Origin of the sequence: Limosilactobacillus secaliphilus (assembly GCF_001437055.1) — a bacterium.
Classification (GTDB): domain Bacteria; phylum Bacillota; class Bacilli; order Lactobacillales; family Lactobacillaceae; genus Limosilactobacillus; species Limosilactobacillus secaliphilus.
This window is the reverse complement of record NZ_JQBW01000004.1, coordinates 85,552-104,401: the sequence shown is the minus strand read 5'-3', so window position 1 is coordinate 104,401 and position 18,850 is coordinate 85,552. Positions and strand designations below refer to the sequence as shown.

Here is an 18,850-nt window from a genome sequence, read left to right as displayed (position 1 = left end):
ATTATTTCCTCAGTTGACTGTTAAACAGCATTAGTAGGCTGATCTACTAATGCTGTTTTCACTATGAATACAAATAGACAAATAAAACGAGCCCCTTTTGTGGAGCTCGTTTTTTTCAATAATGACCTTAAATAACTACTTAACACTCTTAATTAACATGATCAGACATGCACCAAACAGGCACATGATGCCCGCAACGGCGAAAATGGCATGGTAGCCCAGACTAGTAATCGTGATGGAAGCAACAACTGGTCCTAAAATTTGTCCCAGAGTATTTGCTAAGTTCATGATACCTAAGTCTTTAGCGGCATTGTTCTTGTTAGGCAACACCGTAACGTTCAAGGCTTGGTCGACTGAGTTATAAATTCCAATGGCTGATCCGCCAATGATGGCATAAGCAAACATTGTCCATGGGGCAGGGTCAAAGAGTGGGAATAATACCCCAACACCAAGGCAAATGGTTGAAACGGCAACGACTTTTTTAATGCTGTGGATACGGTCAGCAACTGGGCCAGAAACAGCAGCAAAAATCAGACCCGTAATTAACAGGAACGTTGACATCATTGACAGACTACCAGCAGCCTGGTGAGGGTTTAATTTCATGTAGTCAGTAAAAATGTAAAGTTGGTAACCCACAATCACAAAGTGGGCAGCAACAAAGAATAATTTACCGAAGACGGCAAGGTAAAAATCACGAATATCACCATGAAGTGGGAAAATAAATGCTTCCAGAAGTTCACGGCCGTGCAATGGTTTACTTTGTTCATGAAGATTGTTGGGTTCGTGAATACAAAGCAGGCAGATAACGGTCAAGATGGCTTGAAGGACTAACAAGCTCCAAAGCCCGACGTTGATTCTAGTGATAAACCGTGCGGCGATAATCGTGGCCAGCGGATTACCGATTGACATTGCAATCCCATAGAATGATGAAATTGTACCCTTAAATTTCTTAGGAACCATGTCGGAAAGAATGGCAATTAAGGGAGCAACAATGCCGTTTAGACCGATCTGATAGACTGCCCAGATCAGGAAGAGCATGGCAATACTGTTAACGGTGGTCAGAAGGGCAAAGCAAATCATTGAGACGATTTCTCCGCCGATAATCCAAGGAGTACGCTTACCTAAACGTGTATGAGTACGGTCAGATAAAGCACCTAAGACAACATTGGCAATGGCAGCGACAATCATGGACATAGTTGCCAGTTCAGCAATGATCTGGACTTTTCCACTGGGATCAATAGCTTGTACTTTTGCGGGTAACAGGGTGTTATTTACGCCAATGTAGGGAAGGATCCATGACATTACACCGACAAAGAGCCCGACTCCTACTCGAAAAGGTGCGTGTTCGCTTTCTTCTTTATTCATCTTTCTTTCCTCCTTAAAGTTTAATATCAGTGGTTAATAAGTCATCATCAGCACTTGAGGAACCAACATAAAAGCGGTAGGTACAGTGTTCCAATTCGAATTGATTATGATCTTCGTTAAACCATTCAAGATTGGCCAACGGAATATTTAGAGTGAAAGTCCGTTTTTCACTTGGTTGTAGGCCAACTTTGGCAAAAGCAACCAGCGACTTCTTGGCTCTCATAACTTTTGAATCTGGAGCACCGGCATAAACCTGGATAACTTCCTGACCATAACGGTCGCCACAGTTATGTAATTGAACGGCAACTTTGATTTGTTGGTCGTCTTGCCAAACAAGAGGTTGATCAAATTTAAACTTGGTATATGAGAGACCAAAGCCAAATGGAAAATCAGCTTGGTGGTGTTTGTGATCCAACAGGCGGTAGCCATTAAAGTAGCCGTAATGTTGTTCAGTGGCTTCCCAGTCGATTGCTGGCAAGTCTTTTTCATCTTTCACGATCGAAAATGGCAACTTACCACTTGGATTTACTTTGCCAAAAAGCACGTCAGCTACAGCAATTCCACCCAACATACCGGGATAATAAGCGTCGATGATAGCGGCGACTTTGTCTTTCCAGCTGTTGACTGTGATTGCACTTCCGCCAATGAGAACGACTGAACTATTGCTATTAACTTCACTGACTTTAGAAATCAATTGAACATCATGTTCATGCAGGCCCAGTCCATTTTTACGGTCACCACCACGAGCGCCTAGATAATTATCCTTAGCATCCTGAGCGACAAACTCACCTTCATCGTTATAGTCATTTCCAACCACTAAGATGACATGAGCGGCTTTTGCGGCCAACTGTTGACTATGATTGAGGTCTTCACCGTTGTAATAATTGAGTTGAATATTGTTACCGGCAACGTGGCGAATACCATCCAAAATATTAACAACTCGAGGCGGATAGACTTGGCTAGAACCACGATCACCTAAGTTGTCCGCTTCGGCTAATTTGCCTAAAACCAGAATTGATTGGCCATCCTCTTTTAATGGCAATTGTTGGTTGTTCTTTAACAAGGTGATTGATTCGTGCGCAACCTTAAGTGCTAACTGTTGATGAGCTTGTGAGCCAGCAACTTCATAATCAACGTGTTTCAAGTAAGGCTGGTATGCCAAAAGCGTCCGTACAATCCGAATTGCAGAGTCGTCAATCTTTTCTTCCGGCACCAGTCCATCTTGGACGGCTTTGACTAATGCTTCGCCATAATACTTAGTTAATGGCATTTCGATATCTTCGCCGGCTAAAGCGGATTTAATAGTGTCCTTAACGCCCCATACAAAGTCGCTGAGAGTAAAACCATCAAAGCCCCATTGCTTCTTCAAGACGTCGGTGAGGAGATACTTATTTTCTCCACACATGGCGCCTTGATATTTGTCATAGGCAGTCATTACTGCACCTGCCCCAGCTTTAATTGCTTGATGAAAATGACGTAGGAAGATTTCCTGTTCAGTCCGTTTGTCAGCGGTAATGTTGACTTTAAAACGGGCATTTTCCATCTGGTTAAAAGCAAAGTGTTTCAGGCAGGCGATGACTCCTTGGCTTTGAATGCCGTTAACTAACGCACTGGCCATTGTCCCAATGAGGTTAGTGTCCTCACCATAAGTTTCCTGAGCACGACCCCAGCCCGGATGATATAGAAGGTTCATGCAGACAGCAGCCGACAAATTGCCACCATAAGCAGCAACTTCAGCGCCCATGGCAGCACCAACTTGTTCTTCAAGGCGAGGATTGAATGTTGCTCCGCGCGCCATTGAAACTGGGAATGCCGTACTGTGATTGATTCCGCAGACAACGCCTCGCGGTCCGTCAGCAAAGCGCATTGCTGGGATTCCTGCCTTAACATTGCCGCCAGCAGGATAAGGGAACTGGTTATAGTGCTCACCAGTCTGCTTTTTAATGGCTCCGCGTACTTCTTTAAAAGTCATTTTGCCGCTCATTAGTTCAACCTTTTCAGCTAACGACAGCTTGCTGACGATCTGACGCGCCCGTTGATCGCTTTGCATACGAATTTTTTGATCAATTTTCATTGTTTATTTCATCTCTCAATCTTTTAAGTAATTGAATTGCTTCAGCATTGTCATAACTAACGTAACCGCGAATCTTAGTATCATGAATTTCTTGATTGTTGCCATGACGGTATTTCAGCGGTGTGACCCCGACTGTCTGTTTGAATTCACGATAAAATGTCCGTCGGGAGCTGAAGCCGCAAATATCGATAATGTAGTCGATTTGTTGATTACTGGTTCTTAGCAAATGCATTGCTTTTTGAACGCGTAATTGAATCATTAATTGATTGACTGTCTGGCCTAAGTTGCGCTCTATGTTACTGGCAATTACATTAGGATCCATCTTGGTTTTCTCTTTTAGAAAGGCGATGGGATCAATCACCGCTAAGTGTTCCTGTAACAGATCAACAAAGCGGATTGTATCGTCTAAAGTATTAGTATCTTCAGGCTTATTAGGTTGTTTATCAAAAACACAATCTTGGAAGAGGGCAGCAATGATCATCATTAGTTGCCCACGTATCAGATAATAGGATGGCAGTGATTGCTTATCTGAAGAAAGCACCAGACTGGCAATTAGTGAACGAAGTCTTGAAAAATGGTGTGGCCTTTCATCATCAATTTGTGAATTGAGGTAGAAATGGTAGCGCCAACGATTCTTCTCAGCCCGTTCAACTAAGCTATTATCGATTTGAATAATTGCAACGATATTTGATGCGTTTCCATGGATGGCATGGATTTCTCGCGAATTAAAAAGGTACAAATTACCAGCGGTCAGAATAAATGACTTCTTTCCAGCAAAGATTTGTAATTTACCTTTGAGCACTAGTAATAACTCATACGCATAATGCCAATGGAGTTTGCTTTGTACGATTGAGGTCACAAATGATTTGACTGGTAGTTCAGAATTGAAATCGATCATTTCTAAGTCAGATTGCATTAATTCATCGCCTCCTAGCTTTCGAAAGCGTTTTCATTATAAACGATAAAAATAGTGGGTCAGTGCCAGAATGCTGAAAATAAAATGCCAAATCAAAAGTTACAATTTTAATAAGCATGTTTCAAAAATGTTACATTGGGGTTACAATGAAAATGTAAAAGAAATGATTAATCAACTGGCATAGGTTGAGGAGGGATTATTATGAAAGCACAAAAGAAGTTAATTACCGGGACAGTTTTATTGATGTCCGCTTTCCTCCTCGGTGGCTGTGCTTTCGGCACGGCAACAACAACGAGTTCACACAAAGCTGAATCAACAAAGGTTGTCAAAAGTAATAATCACAAGTCACACAAGGAGAGTGCTGCTTCATCTGAAAAGAGTTCTAGCTCCAGCAGCTCGGCAGTTAGTGAGAGTCATCAACACCAGGCTGCATCATCGAGCTCAGCCGCACGTTACAATGCAGCAGCACCAGCAAGTGTTACGCAAAGCAGTGCTGTGAGTGAAAGCTCTCGGGTAGCAAAGCATCAGCAAGCTCCAGCCCAGCAGGTTAGCGTGCTGAATCAATTCTTGGCTGCCAGCGGCTTGAAGCAAGAAAATGGTGACGCCTACATGGTAACCAAGGAAAGCAACGGCAACTACCAAGTTGAAGTTCGTCACACGGGTGCCAACCAAGACCAAAACGTTGCTAACTTGAAGGGCTTGTACCAATACAACCCACAAACCAATGCAGTTCACAAGTTGGACATTACCACTAACCAATACAAATAATTATTGAGAATTAAAAGAATCAAAAAAGGATTAGACGTGAGTAACGCCTAATCCTTTTTTAGTCGTATCTTTTTTAAAGAACTCTGATTTGGAGTAGAATAATCCTATTACTTAAATTGGAGGTCGTAAAATTGCTGAAAATTGCTCGCCGTAATTTAGAGTGGCTGCCGACAATGCTGGCAGTCATTTTTCTATGTGCCCAAGTGGCTGCGGACTTATATTTACCGACAATTACCTCTGACTTGATCAATAAAGGGGTATTAAAACACGATATCAACTACATCTGGCACATGGGTGGCATGATGCTGCTCGTTGCCGCCATTGGCCTGCTGGTGGCCGCTGGTAATGTATATTTTGCCTCGACCCAGGCGATGAAAGTTGGTGCCAAACTGCGTAAAAAGATTTTTGCCCACGTGTTGAACTTTTCCAGCGAAGACGTCAACAAGTTTGGTGATTCTTCATTAATCACGCGGTCCACTAACGACATTGTGCAGATTCAAAACGTGATGGTCCAAGTATTGCGGATGATGCTGCAATCCCCAATCATGCTGGTGGCGGCATCAGTGCTGGCTTTCAACCGTGAACCGCGTTTGTCACGGGTGTTCTGGATCTCTCTGCCACTGCTGGGAGTCGCCGTGGTTTTAATCATGTATTTTGCGGTGCCGTTATTTAGGAGTATTCAGCAGAAAACCGACCGGATCAACCTGATTTTTCGGGAAGGATTAACCGGTGTGCGGGTGATTCGGGCCTTCAATCAGGATCAGCGCGAACAGGAACGCTTTCGGGTGGCCAATGAAGACTACACTTCCACCAGTACGAAGGCCTTCATCATCGTTTCCTGCATGTTCCCCGTCATGACACTGATTCTGTCCTTTACCAACGTTGGGATCGTCTGGCTGGGTGCCAAGCTGATTGCCAGAATGACGATGAACATTGGTGATTTGATTGCTTTCATGACCTATTCAACGCAGATCTTGATCAGCTTCATGATGCTGTCGATGATTTTCGTCTTCATTCCGCGTGCCCAGGCGTCTGCCAAGCGGGTTAATGCAGTGCTTGATCATCCATTAACGATCCAAGATCCTCAATCACCAGTGACAGTTGATCCTAATCAACCAGCATCACTCACTTTCGACCATGTATCTTTCCGTTATGAATCGGCGGAGAAGCTGGCTTTGAACGACCTCTCCTGTCAGGTAAAGGCTGGTCAAACTTTGGCGATCATCGGGGGAACGGGATCCGGGAAGTCCACTTTGGTCAACCTGATCCCACGCCTCTTCAATACGGATTCCGGGACGATTAAGGTCAACGGGGAAGACATTAGTAAGTTGACTCAGCATGACCTCCACCGTCTGATTTCGATCACTCAACAGAAAGCCGTGCTCTTCAGCGGTACCATCCGTTCCAACATGCAATTTGGTTTACCCCACGCGAGCGATGAACAAATCTGGCACGCGCTAAAAGTTGCCCAGGCGGCAGACTTTGTTAAAGACGCTGGCGGATTGGATGCGGTCGTTGAACAAGATGGGGCTAACTTCTCTGGTGGTCAGCGACAGCGGTTGGCCATTGCGCGGACCATTATTAAACCGGCTTCCATCTATATCTTTGATGACTCTTTCTCCGCTTTGGACTTCAAGACGGATGCGAAGTTGCGGCTGGCACTGAAGGCCGACCCAGCAATGAAGAAGGCCGTGATGGTGATTGTCGCACAACGAATTTCCACGGTTGCGGATGCGGACACGATCATTGTCTTGGATGACGGTGAGGTAGCCGGTCAAGGCACCCATGCTGAATTGAAGGCCCACAACCGGGTATATCAAGAAATTCTGGATTCACAATTGAAGGGAGGTCATAAGAATGCATAATCATCGTCGTGGACATGAAAAACCACAAGCATTCTGGCCGACAACTAAGCGGCTGATCTCCTATCTGGGGCCTTGGCGCTGGGGCGTGATCTTGTCAGTGATCATGGCCATTGTGTCGGTTCTGTTATCAATCATGGCGCCGAAAATCTTAGGTGAAGCAACGACGACCATTTATGAAGGCCTGATGAAGGGCTATGCGCAAATGCGTGCCGGAGCCCATTTGAGCCGGATGCCGATTGACTTCACCAAGATCGGGCACATCGCCATCATCGTGGTGGCCCTGTATGCTTTTTCAGGTCTCTTCTCATTTGGTCAACAGGCCCTGATGACCAAGATTTCCCAACGTGTTGTGTTTAACCTCCGTCAAGATTTGAAGCAGAAGATGGCACGCGTGCCGGTTAGCTTTTACGACACCCACCAGAACGGTGACATCATGAGCCGGATGGTCAACGATATGGATAACATTGCCGGGACCATTCAGCAGAGCCTGATCCAGATTATTACCAGTGCGATCACCTTCATTGGTGTTTTGGCGTTAATGATCTCCATCAGCTGGAAGTTAACCCTGGTGGCCTGCATTACCGTGCCGATGAGTTTGTTGGTCGTCGGCTTCGTTGCACCAGTTGCCCAACGGTTGTTCAAGCGCCAGCAGGACAGTCTCGGTAAAATCAACGGTCAAGTGGAAGAAGTGTACAACGGGCACACGATTGTCCGGGTATTCAACCATGAACCCGATGAAGAAAAGGCTTTTGCTGAGAATAACAAAGAATACTATCAGGCTGCTTGGAAAGCCCAGTTCTTTTCCATTCTAATCTGGCCCTGCATGAACTTTGTCCGCAATGCCGGTTATCTAATGGTCGCGGTAGTAGGGGCCATTCAAGTTGCCCACGGACAAATCTCTTTGGGGAATGTCCAAGCCTTTCTGCAATATACCAACCAGTTCTCACAACCGATCAGTCAGATTGCCAACCTGGCTAGTACGATCCAGCAGACGATTGCTTCAGCAGAACGGATCTTTGCCATTTTGGACGAACCGGAAATGGATACGCAGCTGCACAATCAGGCAGCCAAAGTTGACGCCGGTGACGAGCTGGTATTCGACCACGTCCAATTCAGTTATGAGGAAGACCAGCCGTTGATTGAAGACTTCAATCTGAAGGTGCCAGAGAACAAAATGGTTGCCATTGTTGGTCCTACTGGTGCCGGTAAGACGACGATTATCAACCTGTTGGAACGTTTCTACGAGGTAAAGGGTGGCCATATCTATTACCGTGGTCATGATACCCGGGCGTTGACCAGGCCGGGACTGCGTAAACATATTGCGATGGTTCTGCAAGATACTTGGCTATTTACCGGGACGATCTTTGATAACATTAAGTACGGTCGTGAAGATGCAAGTGACGAAGAGGTGGTGGCTGCTGCTAAGATGGCCCACGCCGACGACTTCATTCGCTCACTGCCAGACGGTTACGATACCATCCTGAACGAATCGGCATCGAACATTTCGCAGGGGCAACGGCAGCTGTTGACGATTGCGCGGGCTTTTCTGGCCAACCCTGAAATCCTGATTTTGGATGAAGCCACGAGTTCGGTTGACACACGGACGGAAGAGCAGATCCAATCGGCAATGGAACGGCTGCAGCAGAACCGGACCAGTTTTGTGGTTGCCCACCGTTTGTCGACGATCCAGAATGCCGATCAGATCATCGTGATGAATCACGGCCGGATCATCGAAACCGGGACGCACGAGTCATTGCTGAAGGCAAATGGCTTCTATGCCGACCTTTACAATAGTCAATTTATGGGCAATCAGTTGGCAGACTAGGGAGACGAAGATGACAGATACGCGTTATCAACACACAATTGATTTAATGAACGCAATGTATCAAGCCGGGGTGGTTCCTGGCATGTCTTACGTGATTTTTGATCATTCTCAGCAAGAAAAGGCCGTTGTTGGCAAGGCTCAACTGGTTCCAAAGAACGAGGACTTGCGCGATGGCATGCTGTACGACCTGGCTTCGTTGACCAAAGTGGTGGCCACGACCCCAGTGATTGCCTGGCTGATGCAGAAGCATGAATTGCGGATGGACGATCCGGTGCAAAAATACTTGCCGGAAATTCAGAATCGAGAGGTAACGATTCGTCACTTACTCACGCATACTGCGGCCATTGAGGGTTACATTCCACACCGTAACGAATTGGCGGCTTCCGATTTGATCCATGCCTTGTTGACGCAGGAGCATATTGGTCACAACTTGGGCTTGAACATCGCTTACACAGACATTGGCTATGTCTACCTGGGTTTGATTGCTCAACGCATTACTGGTCAACCGATCCAACAGTTGGCTCAAAAACTGGTGATTGAGCACTTAGGTCTTGAAGACGAGATGACTTTTCATCCCGATAAACAGCGCGCCGTGCCAACTGAGGTCAACTCTGCTCGTGGGGGCTTGATCCGGGGAACGGTTCACGATCCGAAAGCGGCGATCTTGGGGCCCCAGTGTGGCAGTGCTGGCCTGTTTGCCAGCATTGACGGCTTAACCAAGTACGGCCGCTTGTTGATTGAAGATCACTTAGACGGCTTGCTGTCTGAAGATACTCTGCAGATGATGTTTATTGACCAAACACCGTTGAGTGGGCTGCACAATCGGGCATTTGGTTGGAAATTGCTCCATTCGCATGCAGACGATCACCACACTATGATTTTTCACCCTGGTTTTACGGGTACCTTCATGATTTTGGACCGGCAGGCGGATGCAGGCTTGGTTTTCTTGTCCAACCGAGTTCACCCAACTGCTGCCAATGAAGCCTTCTTGGATTGGCGGGCACGAATTATTGCCGCCTATTTAATGGACAAAGATGCATAAACAAAAAAAGAATCAGCTTTGATTGCAAAGCTGATTCTTTTTCTTTATTGGTCGACATAGCGCCGTTTGACACGGTCGAGGCGCATGAGCATCAATGTTTCTAATAGGACCAGAAAACAGGTGAACGGCATGGCCTGACTGGTTGGCACTACGAGGATTCCGATGATTAAAATCCAGGAAAGCCAGTTCCAGCGACGATCCATCACCAACACGCTCTTGACGTGGCGTTGCTCGTCGTCATCCTTGGCACCGATCTCTTGTAAAACCGCTGAAAGTTGGACAAACAAGCGGTATTCCCAGAAGGATTCGACGACGAACACCAAAGTCATGATTGTAATGAAAACTGCGTTCATGAATTCCACCTTCTTAGAAAGTTGGTGCAATCTGCAATGCTTCTGCTTGGCTCAGGTCCGCATCTGGGTAACGATTCTTCAATGCAGCTAAAAGCATCTTCTTGGCAATCTCACCGTTACGGGTCAAGATGGGACCGTGGAAGTAGGTGCAATAAGTGTTCTTGTAAACGGCACCTTCAGTCTTGTCCTCACCATTGTTGCCGTGACCTTGTTCAACGATCCCTAAAGGCTGTTCATCCTTACCCAGGAAGGTCCGGCCGTTGTGGTTTTCAAAGCCATGGTATTCTTCACCGGTGCGTGGGTCTTTGATCAATACGTTACCAATGAAACGACTCTGGTTTTCCATGGCCGAACGGTGAGAACTTTGCGTGGTCGTGTAGTGGTCTAAAACGCCAATGCCCGGAATCTTTTCTCCATCGGCACCCACGTAGTACTTGCCCAACAGTTGGTAACCACCACAGACTGCCAAAAACGGCTTGCCATCGTTGATGAACTTCTCAATGCCGGCCTTCTTGCTTGGTAAGTCCTTTGAGACCACCATCTGTTCATAGTCTTGGCCACCGCCGAAAAGGGCCAGGTCATAATCATCAGGATTGAACTGATCGTCGATACTGATGACATCAACGGCAATGTCTGCATCCATCATCTTGGCGTAGTAACGTAATGCAATGATGTTGCCAATATCACCGTAAGTATTCATTAGGTCGCCGTAGAAATGGGCGAGGCGCAAATGATATTTTGCCATCTTTTCTACCTCCCTGATTTAATAAATCCTTTTTCCTTCATTAACTTACGCATCTGCAGCATTGCCGTGTACGAAGACAATAAATAGATGTGTTTCGTTGGCATGTTCGGAATCTGTTCCAGTACCTTGGTCAGGTCGGGTTCTTCATGGATCTGGTCGACGCCGGCCATCCGCAGACGGGTGCTGATATCACGGTAACGTTCGCCACCGGTTAAGTATTGGGCGATTGGGTAATCCAGTAGTTTTTCAAAATGACCATCCCAAATCCAGCTGGTGTCGATCCCATCGGCGTAGTTGGCGTTCAACAAGAAACCAAAGCTGAACGGTTCAGGGTCAGTCGTGATCATGTCGAGCACTTGGTTCAAGCCCACCGGATTCTTCACGAGGATTAAGGTCACATCCTTATTACCCACGTGAATGATTTCTTGCCGACCGAAGACCCGTTCATCACCCATGAAGGCCTGTTGAATCTTCGTTGGGTCAATACCTAAGAAACGGCCAACGGAATAAGCGGCAAGGGCGTTGTAGATGTTATAGAGACCACCAACGCCAATGTGCATCTTATGACCATCGATTTCAAAGTCGGAGCTGGTAGGCGTCATTTTGCCTAGTGCGGTGACTTGGTGAGTCAACTCAGGACGGTGGAATCCACAGTGTGGGCAGAAATAGTTGCCCAGGTTGGCATAAGAAATTGCATGGTAGTGCAGGATGTGGTGGCACTTGGGACACAATAGTCCGTCAGTGTTTGCCGGCGCCTTAATGTCATCATGGTGTTCATGGTTGAAACCGTAGTAGATGACCGGATTAGGCAACTTCTTCGTGTTGAAGATCTGGTCGTCACCGTTAGCGATGATGGTGGCCTTTGGTGCTAGCTTGACTCCCGCTAAGATCTTGTCATAGGTGGTGTAGATTTCACCGTAACGATCCATCTGGTCACGGAAGAGGTTGGTCATCACAATCGCGATGGGCTTAATGTAGCGGGTGATTCTGACGACATAGGCTTCATCGATTTCCAAGACGGCCAGGCCCTTCTTGTGGGGACGCGGACCGGTGATGAAGGCGGTGACGACCCCTTGTTCCATGTTGGAGCCAGAAGGGTTTGTCAAGACTGACGGGTACTTTTCCTTAGCCACCCGGACGGTCAATGCTGTGGTCAGGGTTTTACCATTAGTACCGGTCACGATGATCAAATCGTAACGTTTGCTAAATGCTTGGAGAATGTTGGGATCTAATTTCAAAGTGATCTTGCCAGGCAAAGAGCTGCCGCCGTGAAACAAGTTATGGAGCACCCAGTAGCTTGAACGGCCGGCAAACTCAGCAAAAGAACTCTTTAAAGACATGTTAATAATCCTTCCAAAAATCATAAGTGTTCGTAAATTCTAATTTTAACCGTTATAAGCAAAAATTGAAAGTATCCGCTCTCTTAATAGATTGGCTGTTGGCATGAAGCTAAGCGGTGCTATGATAGGAAAAGGTGAAAGTGGTCCGAATATATTTTCAAGGGACCGGAAATCAGCTATAATTATATGCACTATGCGTTAGAAAGGTGAAAACAGTGGCACAACTATTTTTTAAATACGGTGCGATGAACTCTGGCAAGTCGATCGATATTCTGAAAGTTGCCCATAACTATGAGGAACAAAACAAGCCGGTGGAATTGATGACCAGTGGGGTCGACACCCGGGCCGGCCGAGGTGTAATCGCCAGCCGGATCGGTCTGAAGCGGAAGGTGACCCCCGTATTAAATGACACCGATATTTTCAAACTAGTGAAGTCGCTTGATCATCGGATTTACTGTGTCTTGATTGACGAAGCCCAGTTTCTGACCAAGCAGCACGTGTTGCAGCTTTGCCATATAGTGGATGATTTGAACATCCCCGTCATGACGTTTGGTCTGAAGAATGACTTCAAGAACGAGTTGTTCGAGGGTTCCAAATACCTTTTGCTGTACGCAGATAAGATTGAAGAAATGAAGACGATTTGCTGGTTCTGCCCCCACAAGGCAACGATGAACCTGCGCATTCATAATGGCAAACCAGTCTATGAAGGCGATCAAGTGCAGATTGGTGGAAATGAGTCCTACTATCCCGTGTGCCGGAAGCATTATTTTCACCCCGATCTTAAAAATGTAGAGGAGAATGAATAATAATGGAAATGAACGAAATTTTCGATAAGCTCCAAGCGGTGGCTGACCGTTATGACGAGCTGAACGAATTGATCAGCGACCCTTCCGTTATCGCTGACACCAAGCGTTTCATGAAGCTGTCGAAGGAAGAGGGCAGTTTGCGTGAAACGGTTGAAAAGTACCACGAATACCAAAAAGTGACGCAGACGATCAAGGATGATGAAGACCTGCTGCGTGAGACGGATGATCCGGACTTGACGGCCATGACGAAGGATGAGCTTTCCGAATCCCGTGATCGTCAGGCCAAATTGGAAAAGGAACTGGAAGTATTGCTGATTCCGAAAGATCCGAATGACGACAAGAACATCATCATGGAAATTCGGGGTGCCGCCGGTGGTGATGAAGCCAGCTTGTTTGCGGCCGATTTATACAACATGTACCTCCACTACGCTGAACGGCAAGGCTGGAAGGTCGAAGTCATTGATAAGACGGAAACTGAAGTCGGTGGCTTCAAGGAAATCGTGTTGATGATTACCGGTGACAAGGTTTATTCCAAGTTGAAGTTCGAAAATGGGGCGCACCGTGTTCAGCGGGTTCCCGTTACCGAATCTGCCGGCCGGGTTCACACCTCCACTGCGACGGTTGGTGTGTTGCCGGAAGAAGAGGATGTCCAGATTGACTTGGACCCTAAGGATATTCGGGTGGATGTCTACCGTTCATCTGGTGCCGGTGGTCAACACGTCAACAAGACCTCGTCAGCTGTCCGGATGACCCACTTGCCAACCGGGATTGTGGTTGCAATGCAGGATGAACGGTCACAACAGCAGAACCGTGCGAAGGCCATGCGGATTTTGAAGGCCCGGGTTTACGATTACTATCAGCAAAAGGAACAGAGTGCTTACGATAAACAGCGTAAGGACGCAATTGGTACTGGTGATCGTTCAGAACGGATCCGGACTTACAACTATCCGCAAAACCGGGTCACTGATCACCGCATCGGTTTAACCCTGAACAAGTTGGACAAGGTAATGGATGGCGACTTAGATGAAATCATCGAAGCATTAATTGTTGCCGACCAGGCCAAGAAGCTGGAGCAACTCCGTGATGAATAATTGGAATTACCTGCAAGCCCAGCGCTGGGCAGTTGATTATTTAAAAAGCCGGGGCAAAGATCCGTATGCACCGGAGTTTTTGCTCAAGATGCTGCATGATTGGGACACAACGACTCTTTTAATGCACCATCGTGATCCGATGCCGGCCGATGAACAAAAACGTTTTTGTCGCGCCATTAAGCGGGTGGCCGAAGATGAACCCGTTCAATACATTGTGGGCAAGGCCCCGTTCTTCAACCGGACCTTCGTCATTAGCCCAGATGTGCTGATTCCCGAACCCGAGACCGAGGACCTGGTCGAATGGGTGTTGAAAGACATGCCAAAAGACCAGCCGTTAAAAGTTTTGGATCTGGGAACCGGGAGTGGCGTCATTGGGATCACCTTGAAGCTGGAGCGGCCCAATTGGCAGGTCATGCTGAGTGACATTTCTGCCGACGCACTGCGGGTGGCGCAGGCTAACCAACGCCTTCACGGCACCAATCTGCCGGTGCAAGAAAGTGACCTGTTTTCAGCTTTGGAAGATGAAAAGTTCGACGTCATCGTCACGAACCCGCCCTATGTTTCACCCAGCGCGGTTGACCAGATGGACCAGTCAGTATTGAAGTACGAGCCGCCGCTGGCATTGTTTGCTTCGGAAAACGGCTTGGGCTTCTACCATCGCTTGTTTGCTGAGGCGGCACGCCATCTGACACCAAATGGCCGTTTGTTTGGTGAAACCGGCTATGACCAGGAAGAGACAATTCAAGAATTGCTAAAGCGCCTAAATCCGCAAGCCGAGATTGAAACCCGGCATGACGAAGCTGACAAGATGCGAATGATTCAGGCATGGAACTTTCGTTAGGAGGAAGCTTGATGGATACTAAGATTTATCATTTTAAAGAAATCGATGCGGCGGCTAAGGATCTACGTGACGGTCAGCTGGTTGCCTTTCCGACCGAAACCGTTTATGGCTTAGGGGCGGATGCAACTAATGAAGATGCCGTTAAACAGGTCTACAAAGCTAAGGGACGGCCAAGCGATAACCCACTGATCGTTCACGTTGCTTCAATTGATATGGTGGAAAAGTATGCGGCCGAAATTCCCGATAAGGCCTGGAAACTGATGAAGCATTTCTGGCCAGGCTCTTTGACGATTATCCTGAAAATCAAGCCAGGCTCTTTGTCTAAGACGGTTACGGGTGGCCTGTCGACGGTGGCCTTCCGTTTTCCTAACAACCAAGCCACGATCGAATTGATTCGGCGCGCGGGCGTCCCAATGGTGGGACCATCTGCTAACACGTCTGGCAAGCCGAGCCCAACGACGGCCCAGCATGTTTACCATGACTTGCATGGCAAGATCAAGGGCATCCTGGATGATGGCCCGACCCAAGTGGGGGTTGAATCGACGGTCTTGGACATGTCGACTGACCAACCAACGATTTTGCGGCCCGGTGCCGTCACCAAAGAAGATATCGAGAGCGTGATCGGCAGTATTGAAAACAACCACCACCACGTCGGTAAAAACGAAATTCCAAAGGCTCCTGGCATGAAGTATAAGCACTATGCCCCGGCAGCTCAGGTTTACATTGTTGATCCAAGTGACGACTGGGCGGATGTTGCCAATTGGATTAAGAGTCTAAGCTACCCAGTTGGGGTCATGGCCACCAGCGACATCTTGGCTCAGCAGGATTGGGCCGACAATGCTGAACCGTTCAGCTTAGGCGACGATGTGGTTAGCGCCAGTGCGGAGCTGTTTGATGGCCTTCGTCATTTTGATACCGAACCACGGATCAAAGCTATTGTGACCCAGGCATTCCCAGCAAAGGGTCTTGGGGTTGCTTACATGAATCGGCTGAATAAATCTGCTGGCGGCATGCACTTTGCTGATCGGCAGTAGAAAACCTGCTTTTTTTAAATTTACGTCAGTCATGGCTGCTGCTTTTTGGTACAATAGTTGAGAAATCAAAAAGGAGTGTTTGCATCATGGCAAAATTTGAAGTCTTAGACCATCCATTGATTCAGCATAAGTTGACGATGATTCGGGACAAACATGTTGGAACAAAGGTATTTCGGGAGACTGTACGTGAAATAGCTACACTGATGGCTTATGAGGTTTCTCGTTCCATGCCGTTAAAGGACGTTGAAGTTGAGACTCCAATTGCTAAGACTACACAAAAGGAATTAGCGGGCAAGAAAGTTGCCATTGTACCAATCCTGCGGGCAGGCTTAGGCATGGTGGATGGAATGACCGAGCTGATTCCAGCTGCTAAAATTGGTTTCATTGGGATGTATCGTGATGAAAAGACGTTGAAGCCGCACGAATACTTCGTTAAGCTGCCAAATGACATTACGGAACGGCAACTGTTCATCGTTGACCCAATGCTGGCCACTGGTGGTTCTGCCATCGATGCAATTGGTGCCTTGAAGAAGCGTGGCTGCCAAGAAAAGAACATGAAGTTTGCTTGCTTGGTTGCTGCTCCTGAAGGTGTTAAGGCGGTTCGGTCCACTTACCCAGATGTTGATATTTACACCTGTGCCTTAGATGACCATCTGAACGAAAATGGCTACATCGTACCTGGTTTGGGTGATGCTGGTGACCGTCTCTTTGGTACCAAGTAGCATAAATTAAATGCTATTAACCTCCGTCCGGTTTTCCGTGTACGGAGGTTTTTCTGTTTCTGATAGGGGTACTGTCTAATATGACTCAATTTTTTAAGACACATCCAAAAAAGGCATGGCTAGCGCTGTTTCTCCTTGTGGTGGGTCTCGCTTTAATCCTGTTCACGGCTCATGACCAGTTCCTGTATCGCCAACCCATTGGCCGGGTGCTGACGGTAAAGGAAACAAGCCGGCACAAACGAACGGATGAGTTTAAGAACGTTGACTACCAGATGACCCAAAAGCTGACGGTCAAGGTGATGAACGGCCGTTATAAGGGAAAAATCGTCCAGGTCCACAACCGTTACTCTGCTTCGGGCGCGCTTGATCAACATTACCGTGTCGGTCAGGAGGGATTCTTGTCACAGATCAACCATGATCGTCACGGATACAGTGCCAGCCTGAATGGCCTCAAACGGGATACCATCCTGGTCTTTTTGCTGTGGCTGGCCTTATCCGCATTGATCCTCTTATTGGGGAGCGCTGGTGCTCGAGCGGCCTTGTCAGTTGTTTTGAACTTTGGCTTGATCTTAGGCGCAATTAGCGTCAACCTGCGCTTGCAGGCAAGCCATGTGGTGTTGATCTTCAGTTTGTTGGCGGTGATTTTCACCATCGTGACCCTCTTGCTGGTCTTTGGCGCCAACCTCCAGTCGTTGTTAGCGATGGTGGCGACCTTATTATCCACATTCGTTTCGCTGGGAATTTGTTTAGTTGTTATGGCCCTGACCAACCAAAAAGGGATCTACTACGAATCAATGCAGTATGTCACCCAGAACCCGCGGACATTGTTCATCGCTGAGATCTTGCTGGGTTCTCTTGGGGCCGTCATGGATGAGAGCAGTGATGTCGTAGCCACCGTGTTCGAACTGAAACGTGTCGATCAACGGGCTGGTTTCAAGAAGCTCTTCAAGGCCGGCATGCAGGTGGGGAAGTCCGTCATGGGTCCCTTGATCAACGTTTTGTTATTGATTTTCTTTGCCAGTACCTTCACCTGTGCGCTGCTTTACCTGAAGAACGGCAATTCATGGGGCTACACCTTTGACATGAGCATGTGCTTAGGAATGGTGCAGAGTTTAGCGGCCGGCATTGGGATTGTGATCAACGTGCCTTTAATCAGTACCTTGATTGCCTACGTATTGAAAGGGAGTGACGAAAGTGTCAACGATTAACGTACTGGGATTAGTACTATTGGTGTTGATGTTGATTGTTGGCGGCCGGCAGGGTTGGCTTTCCTTTCTCAGCCTGCTGGTCAACTTTGGCCTCTTCTTTTTAGCCTTAATTTTGGTTGACTTTCACGTGCCCCCATTGGCAGTGACCTTGGGATTGAGCGTTTGTATTTTAGCCGTCACCATCTTTATGGGAACCAACGATTTGGAGGTAGCCAGGGCGGCCTTCTTCGCTGCCTTTGTGATCTTCATTTGCTTATTGTCGCTGGTCTTAGTGGTTGAACATTTTGCGCAAGTTCCCGGATTTGCCAATGAGGACAGCGGGGAACTGGAAGGTATGTCGGTTTTGATCGGCATCAACTATGCCAAAGTGGCAACGATGGTCACCTTGCTGAGTGTGCTGGGCGCGATTGCGGAAGCCGCGATGGCCATTGCCACTGGTGTTTTTGCAATGATGCGTTCGGATGCTACCCAAAGTATTACTTCGCTGTTGAACGGTGGTTTCACGATTGGCCAACAGATCATCGGGACCACGCTGAACACGCTCTTCTTTGGCTTCTTTGGTGGACTGTTGGCTTTGCTTGTGTGGTTTGTGGGCCTGGATTATTCGCTGGGCACAATCATTAACAACCGAATTTTTGTTGCTGAACTGATTACCGTCTTGATATCCTTTATCGGAGTAGTGTTAACGGTTCCATCGGCGACCTTGCTATGCGTTTATCACTTTCATAAACACCTTGACAAGCACGAGGAAAAACAGTAGAGTGGTCACAATGTGAATAGCTTGAGTCTTTAATCGGGTCCAGTGAGGCCCCAAAGATGAAATACGGGGCGGAGTGCGTCCTTTATAAAAGTCCT

General features: G+C 47.3%; 17 protein-coding genes. 11 read left to right on the top strand and 6 right to left on the bottom strand.

What is annotated here, in order from left to right; translation table 11 throughout:
- Nucleotides 1–135 precede the first annotated feature (135 nt).
- From IV45_RS00535 to IV45_RS00525, 3 genes are read right to left on the bottom strand one after another with little or no spacing between them, the layout of a single operon-like run.
- A complete protein-coding gene (locus IV45_RS00535) occupies nucleotides 136–1,365 on the bottom strand; it encodes an MFS transporter (protein WP_057739600.1) in 1,230 nt (409 codons plus the stop codon).
- Nucleotides 1,366–1,378: 13 nt separating this feature from the next.
- The gene (locus IV45_RS00530) at nucleotides 1,379–3,439 is read right to left on the bottom strand and encodes a beta-glucosidase family protein (protein WP_057739598.1); all 2,061 of its coding nucleotides are present in this window, start codon (nucleotides 3,437–3,439) and stop codon (nucleotides 1,379–1,381) included.
- Nucleotides 3,429–4,355, bottom strand: coding sequence for an AraC family transcriptional regulator (locus IV45_RS00525; protein ID WP_057739596.1), 927 nt, complete (start codon nucleotides 4,353–4,355; stop codon nucleotides 3,429–3,431). Before IV45_RS00525 ends, IV45_RS00530 begins: the two co-directional genes overlap by 11 nt.
- Before the next feature lie 201 nt (nucleotides 4,356–4,556).
- Here IV45_RS00525 and IV45_RS00520 point away from each other — a divergent pair, with 201 nt between their 5' ends.
- The 4 genes from IV45_RS00520 to IV45_RS00505 all read left to right on the top strand — a co-directional run bounded on the left by IV45_RS00520 (nucleotide 4,557) and on the right by IV45_RS00505 (nucleotide 9,855).
- The gene (locus IV45_RS00520) at nucleotides 4,557–5,123 is read left to right on the top strand and encodes a hypothetical protein (protein WP_057739595.1); all 567 of its coding nucleotides are present in this window, start codon (nucleotides 4,557–4,559) and stop codon (nucleotides 5,121–5,123) included.
- Between the two features lie 131 nt (nucleotides 5,124–5,254).
- The gene (locus IV45_RS00515; RefSeq protein ID WP_057739592.1) at nucleotides 5,255–6,988 is read left to right on the top strand and encodes an ABC transporter ATP-binding protein; all 1,734 of its coding nucleotides are present in this window, start codon (nucleotides 5,255–5,257) and stop codon (nucleotides 6,986–6,988) included.
- Nucleotides 6,981–8,813 carry an ABC transporter ATP-binding protein gene (locus IV45_RS00510; RefSeq protein WP_057739590.1) on the top strand — a complete coding sequence of 611 codons (1,833 nt, stop codon included), beginning with the start codon at nucleotides 6,981–6,983 and terminating at the stop codon, nucleotides 8,811–8,813. The genes IV45_RS00515 and IV45_RS00510 overlap by 8 nt, the downstream gene beginning before the upstream one ends.
- Before the next feature lie 10 nt (nucleotides 8,814–8,823).
- Nucleotides 8,824–9,855 (top strand): serine hydrolase domain-containing protein, encoded by a 1,032-nt coding sequence (locus IV45_RS00505; protein ID WP_057739588.1) that lies wholly within the window; start codon nucleotides 8,824–8,826, stop codon nucleotides 9,853–9,855.
- Between the two features lie 44 nt (nucleotides 9,856–9,899).
- On the opposite strand, the gene IV45_RS00500 is transcribed toward IV45_RS00505, so the two are convergent.
- From IV45_RS00500 to IV45_RS00490, 3 genes are read right to left on the bottom strand one after another with little or no spacing between them, the layout of a single operon-like run.
- Nucleotides 9,900–10,208, bottom strand: coding sequence for a hypothetical protein (locus IV45_RS00500; protein ID WP_057739586.1), 309 nt, complete (start codon nucleotides 10,206–10,208; stop codon nucleotides 9,900–9,902).
- A gap of 13 nt (nucleotides 10,209–10,221) precedes the next feature.
- Entirely contained in the window at nucleotides 10,222–10,953 is a 732-nt protein-coding gene (locus tag IV45_RS00495) for a type 1 glutamine amidotransferase (protein WP_057739584.1), read from the bottom strand.
- A gap of 5 nt (nucleotides 10,954–10,958) precedes the next feature.
- The gene (locus tag IV45_RS00490) at nucleotides 10,959–12,293 is read right to left on the bottom strand and encodes a Mur ligase family protein (RefSeq protein WP_057739582.1); all 1,335 of its coding nucleotides are present in this window, start codon (nucleotides 12,291–12,293) and stop codon (nucleotides 10,959–10,961) included.
- A 215-nt stretch (nucleotides 12,294–12,508) separates the two neighbouring features.
- Here IV45_RS00490 and IV45_RS00485 point away from each other — a divergent pair, with 215 nt between their 5' ends.
- The 7 genes from IV45_RS00485 to IV45_RS00455 all read left to right on the top strand — a co-directional run bounded on the left by IV45_RS00485 (nucleotide 12,509) and on the right by IV45_RS00455 (nucleotide 18,755).
- On the top strand, nucleotides 12,509–13,099 hold the full coding sequence (locus IV45_RS00485) for a thymidine kinase (RefSeq protein WP_057739580.1): 591 nt from the start codon (nucleotides 12,509–12,511) through the stop codon (nucleotides 13,097–13,099).
- 8 nt (nucleotides 13,100–13,107) lie between these two features.
- Complete coding sequence (gene prfA, locus IV45_RS00480) at nucleotides 13,108–14,190, top strand: peptide chain release factor 1 (RefSeq protein WP_191980003.1); 1,083 nt, start codon at nucleotides 13,108–13,110, stop codon at nucleotides 14,188–14,190.
- Nucleotides 14,183–15,031, top strand: a complete 849-nt coding sequence (gene prmC / locus IV45_RS00475; protein WP_057739576.1) for a peptide chain release factor N(5)-glutamine methyltransferase — start codon at nucleotides 14,183–14,185, stop codon at nucleotides 15,029–15,031. Before prfA ends, prmC begins: the two co-directional genes overlap by 8 nt.
- 11 nt (nucleotides 15,032–15,042) lie before the next feature.
- Nucleotides 15,043–16,065: an L-threonylcarbamoyladenylate synthase gene (locus tag IV45_RS00470; RefSeq protein ID WP_057739574.1), complete on the top strand. Its 1,023-nt coding sequence runs from the start codon at nucleotides 15,043–15,045 to the stop codon at nucleotides 16,063–16,065.
- Nucleotides 16,066–16,151: 86 nt separating this feature from the next.
- Nucleotides 16,152–16,787: a uracil phosphoribosyltransferase gene (gene upp / locus IV45_RS00465; RefSeq protein ID WP_057739572.1), complete on the top strand. Its 636-nt coding sequence runs from the start codon at nucleotides 16,152–16,154 to the stop codon at nucleotides 16,785–16,787.
- 80 nt (nucleotides 16,788–16,867) lie between these two features.
- Entirely contained in the window at nucleotides 16,868–17,995 is a 1,128-nt protein-coding gene (locus IV45_RS00460) for a YibE/F family protein (protein WP_057739570.1), read from the top strand.
- Nucleotides 17,982–18,755: a YibE/F family protein gene (locus tag IV45_RS00455; RefSeq protein ID WP_057739567.1), complete on the top strand. Its 774-nt coding sequence runs from the start codon at nucleotides 17,982–17,984 to the stop codon at nucleotides 18,753–18,755. Before IV45_RS00460 ends, IV45_RS00455 begins: the two co-directional genes overlap by 14 nt.
- The last annotated feature ends 95 nt before the right edge of the window (nucleotides 18,756–18,850 follow it).

Coding starts and splice junctions, on each gene's coding strand:
- IV45_RS00520 (WP_057739595.1), top strand. CDS start 4,557: ATGAAAGCACAAAAGAAGTTAATTACCGGGACAGTTTTATTGATGTCC.
- IV45_RS00525 (WP_057739596.1), bottom strand. CDS start 4,355: ATGCAATCTGACTTAGAAATGATCGATTTCAATTCTGAACTACCAGTC.
- IV45_RS00470 (WP_057739574.1), top strand. CDS start 15,043: ATGGATACTAAGATTTATCATTTTAAAGAAATCGATGCGGCGGCTAAG.
- IV45_RS00530 (WP_057739598.1), bottom strand. CDS start 3,439: ATGAAAATTGATCAAAAAATTCGTATGCAAAGCGATCAACGGGCGCGT.
- upp (WP_057739572.1), top strand. CDS start 16,152: ATGGCAAAATTTGAAGTCTTAGACCATCCATTGATTCAGCATAAGTTG.
- IV45_RS00500 (WP_057739586.1), bottom strand. CDS start 10,208: ATGAACGCAGTTTTCATTACAATCATGACTTTGGTGTTCGTCGTCGAA.
- prmC (WP_057739576.1), top strand. CDS start 14,183: ATGAATAATTGGAATTACCTGCAAGCCCAGCGCTGGGCAGTTGATTAT.
- IV45_RS00490 (WP_057739582.1), bottom strand. CDS start 12,293: ATGTCTTTAAAGAGTTCTTTTGCTGAGTTTGCCGGCCGTTCAAGCTAC.
- IV45_RS00510 (WP_057739590.1), top strand. CDS start 6,981: ATGCATAATCATCGTCGTGGACATGAAAAACCACAAGCATTCTGGCCG.
- IV45_RS00505 (WP_057739588.1), top strand. CDS start 8,824: ATGACAGATACGCGTTATCAACACACAATTGATTTAATGAACGCAATG.
- IV45_RS00460 (WP_057739570.1), top strand. CDS start 16,868: ATGACTCAATTTTTTAAGACACATCCAAAAAAGGCATGGCTAGCGCTG.
- IV45_RS00495 (WP_057739584.1), bottom strand. CDS start 10,953: ATGGCAAAATATCATTTGCGCCTCGCCCATTTCTACGGCGACCTAATG.
- IV45_RS00535 (WP_057739600.1), bottom strand. CDS start 1,365: ATGAATAAAGAAGAAAGCGAACACGCACCTTTTCGAGTAGGAGTCGGG.
- prfA (WP_191980003.1), top strand. CDS start 13,108: ATGAACGAAATTTTCGATAAGCTCCAAGCGGTGGCTGACCGTTATGAC.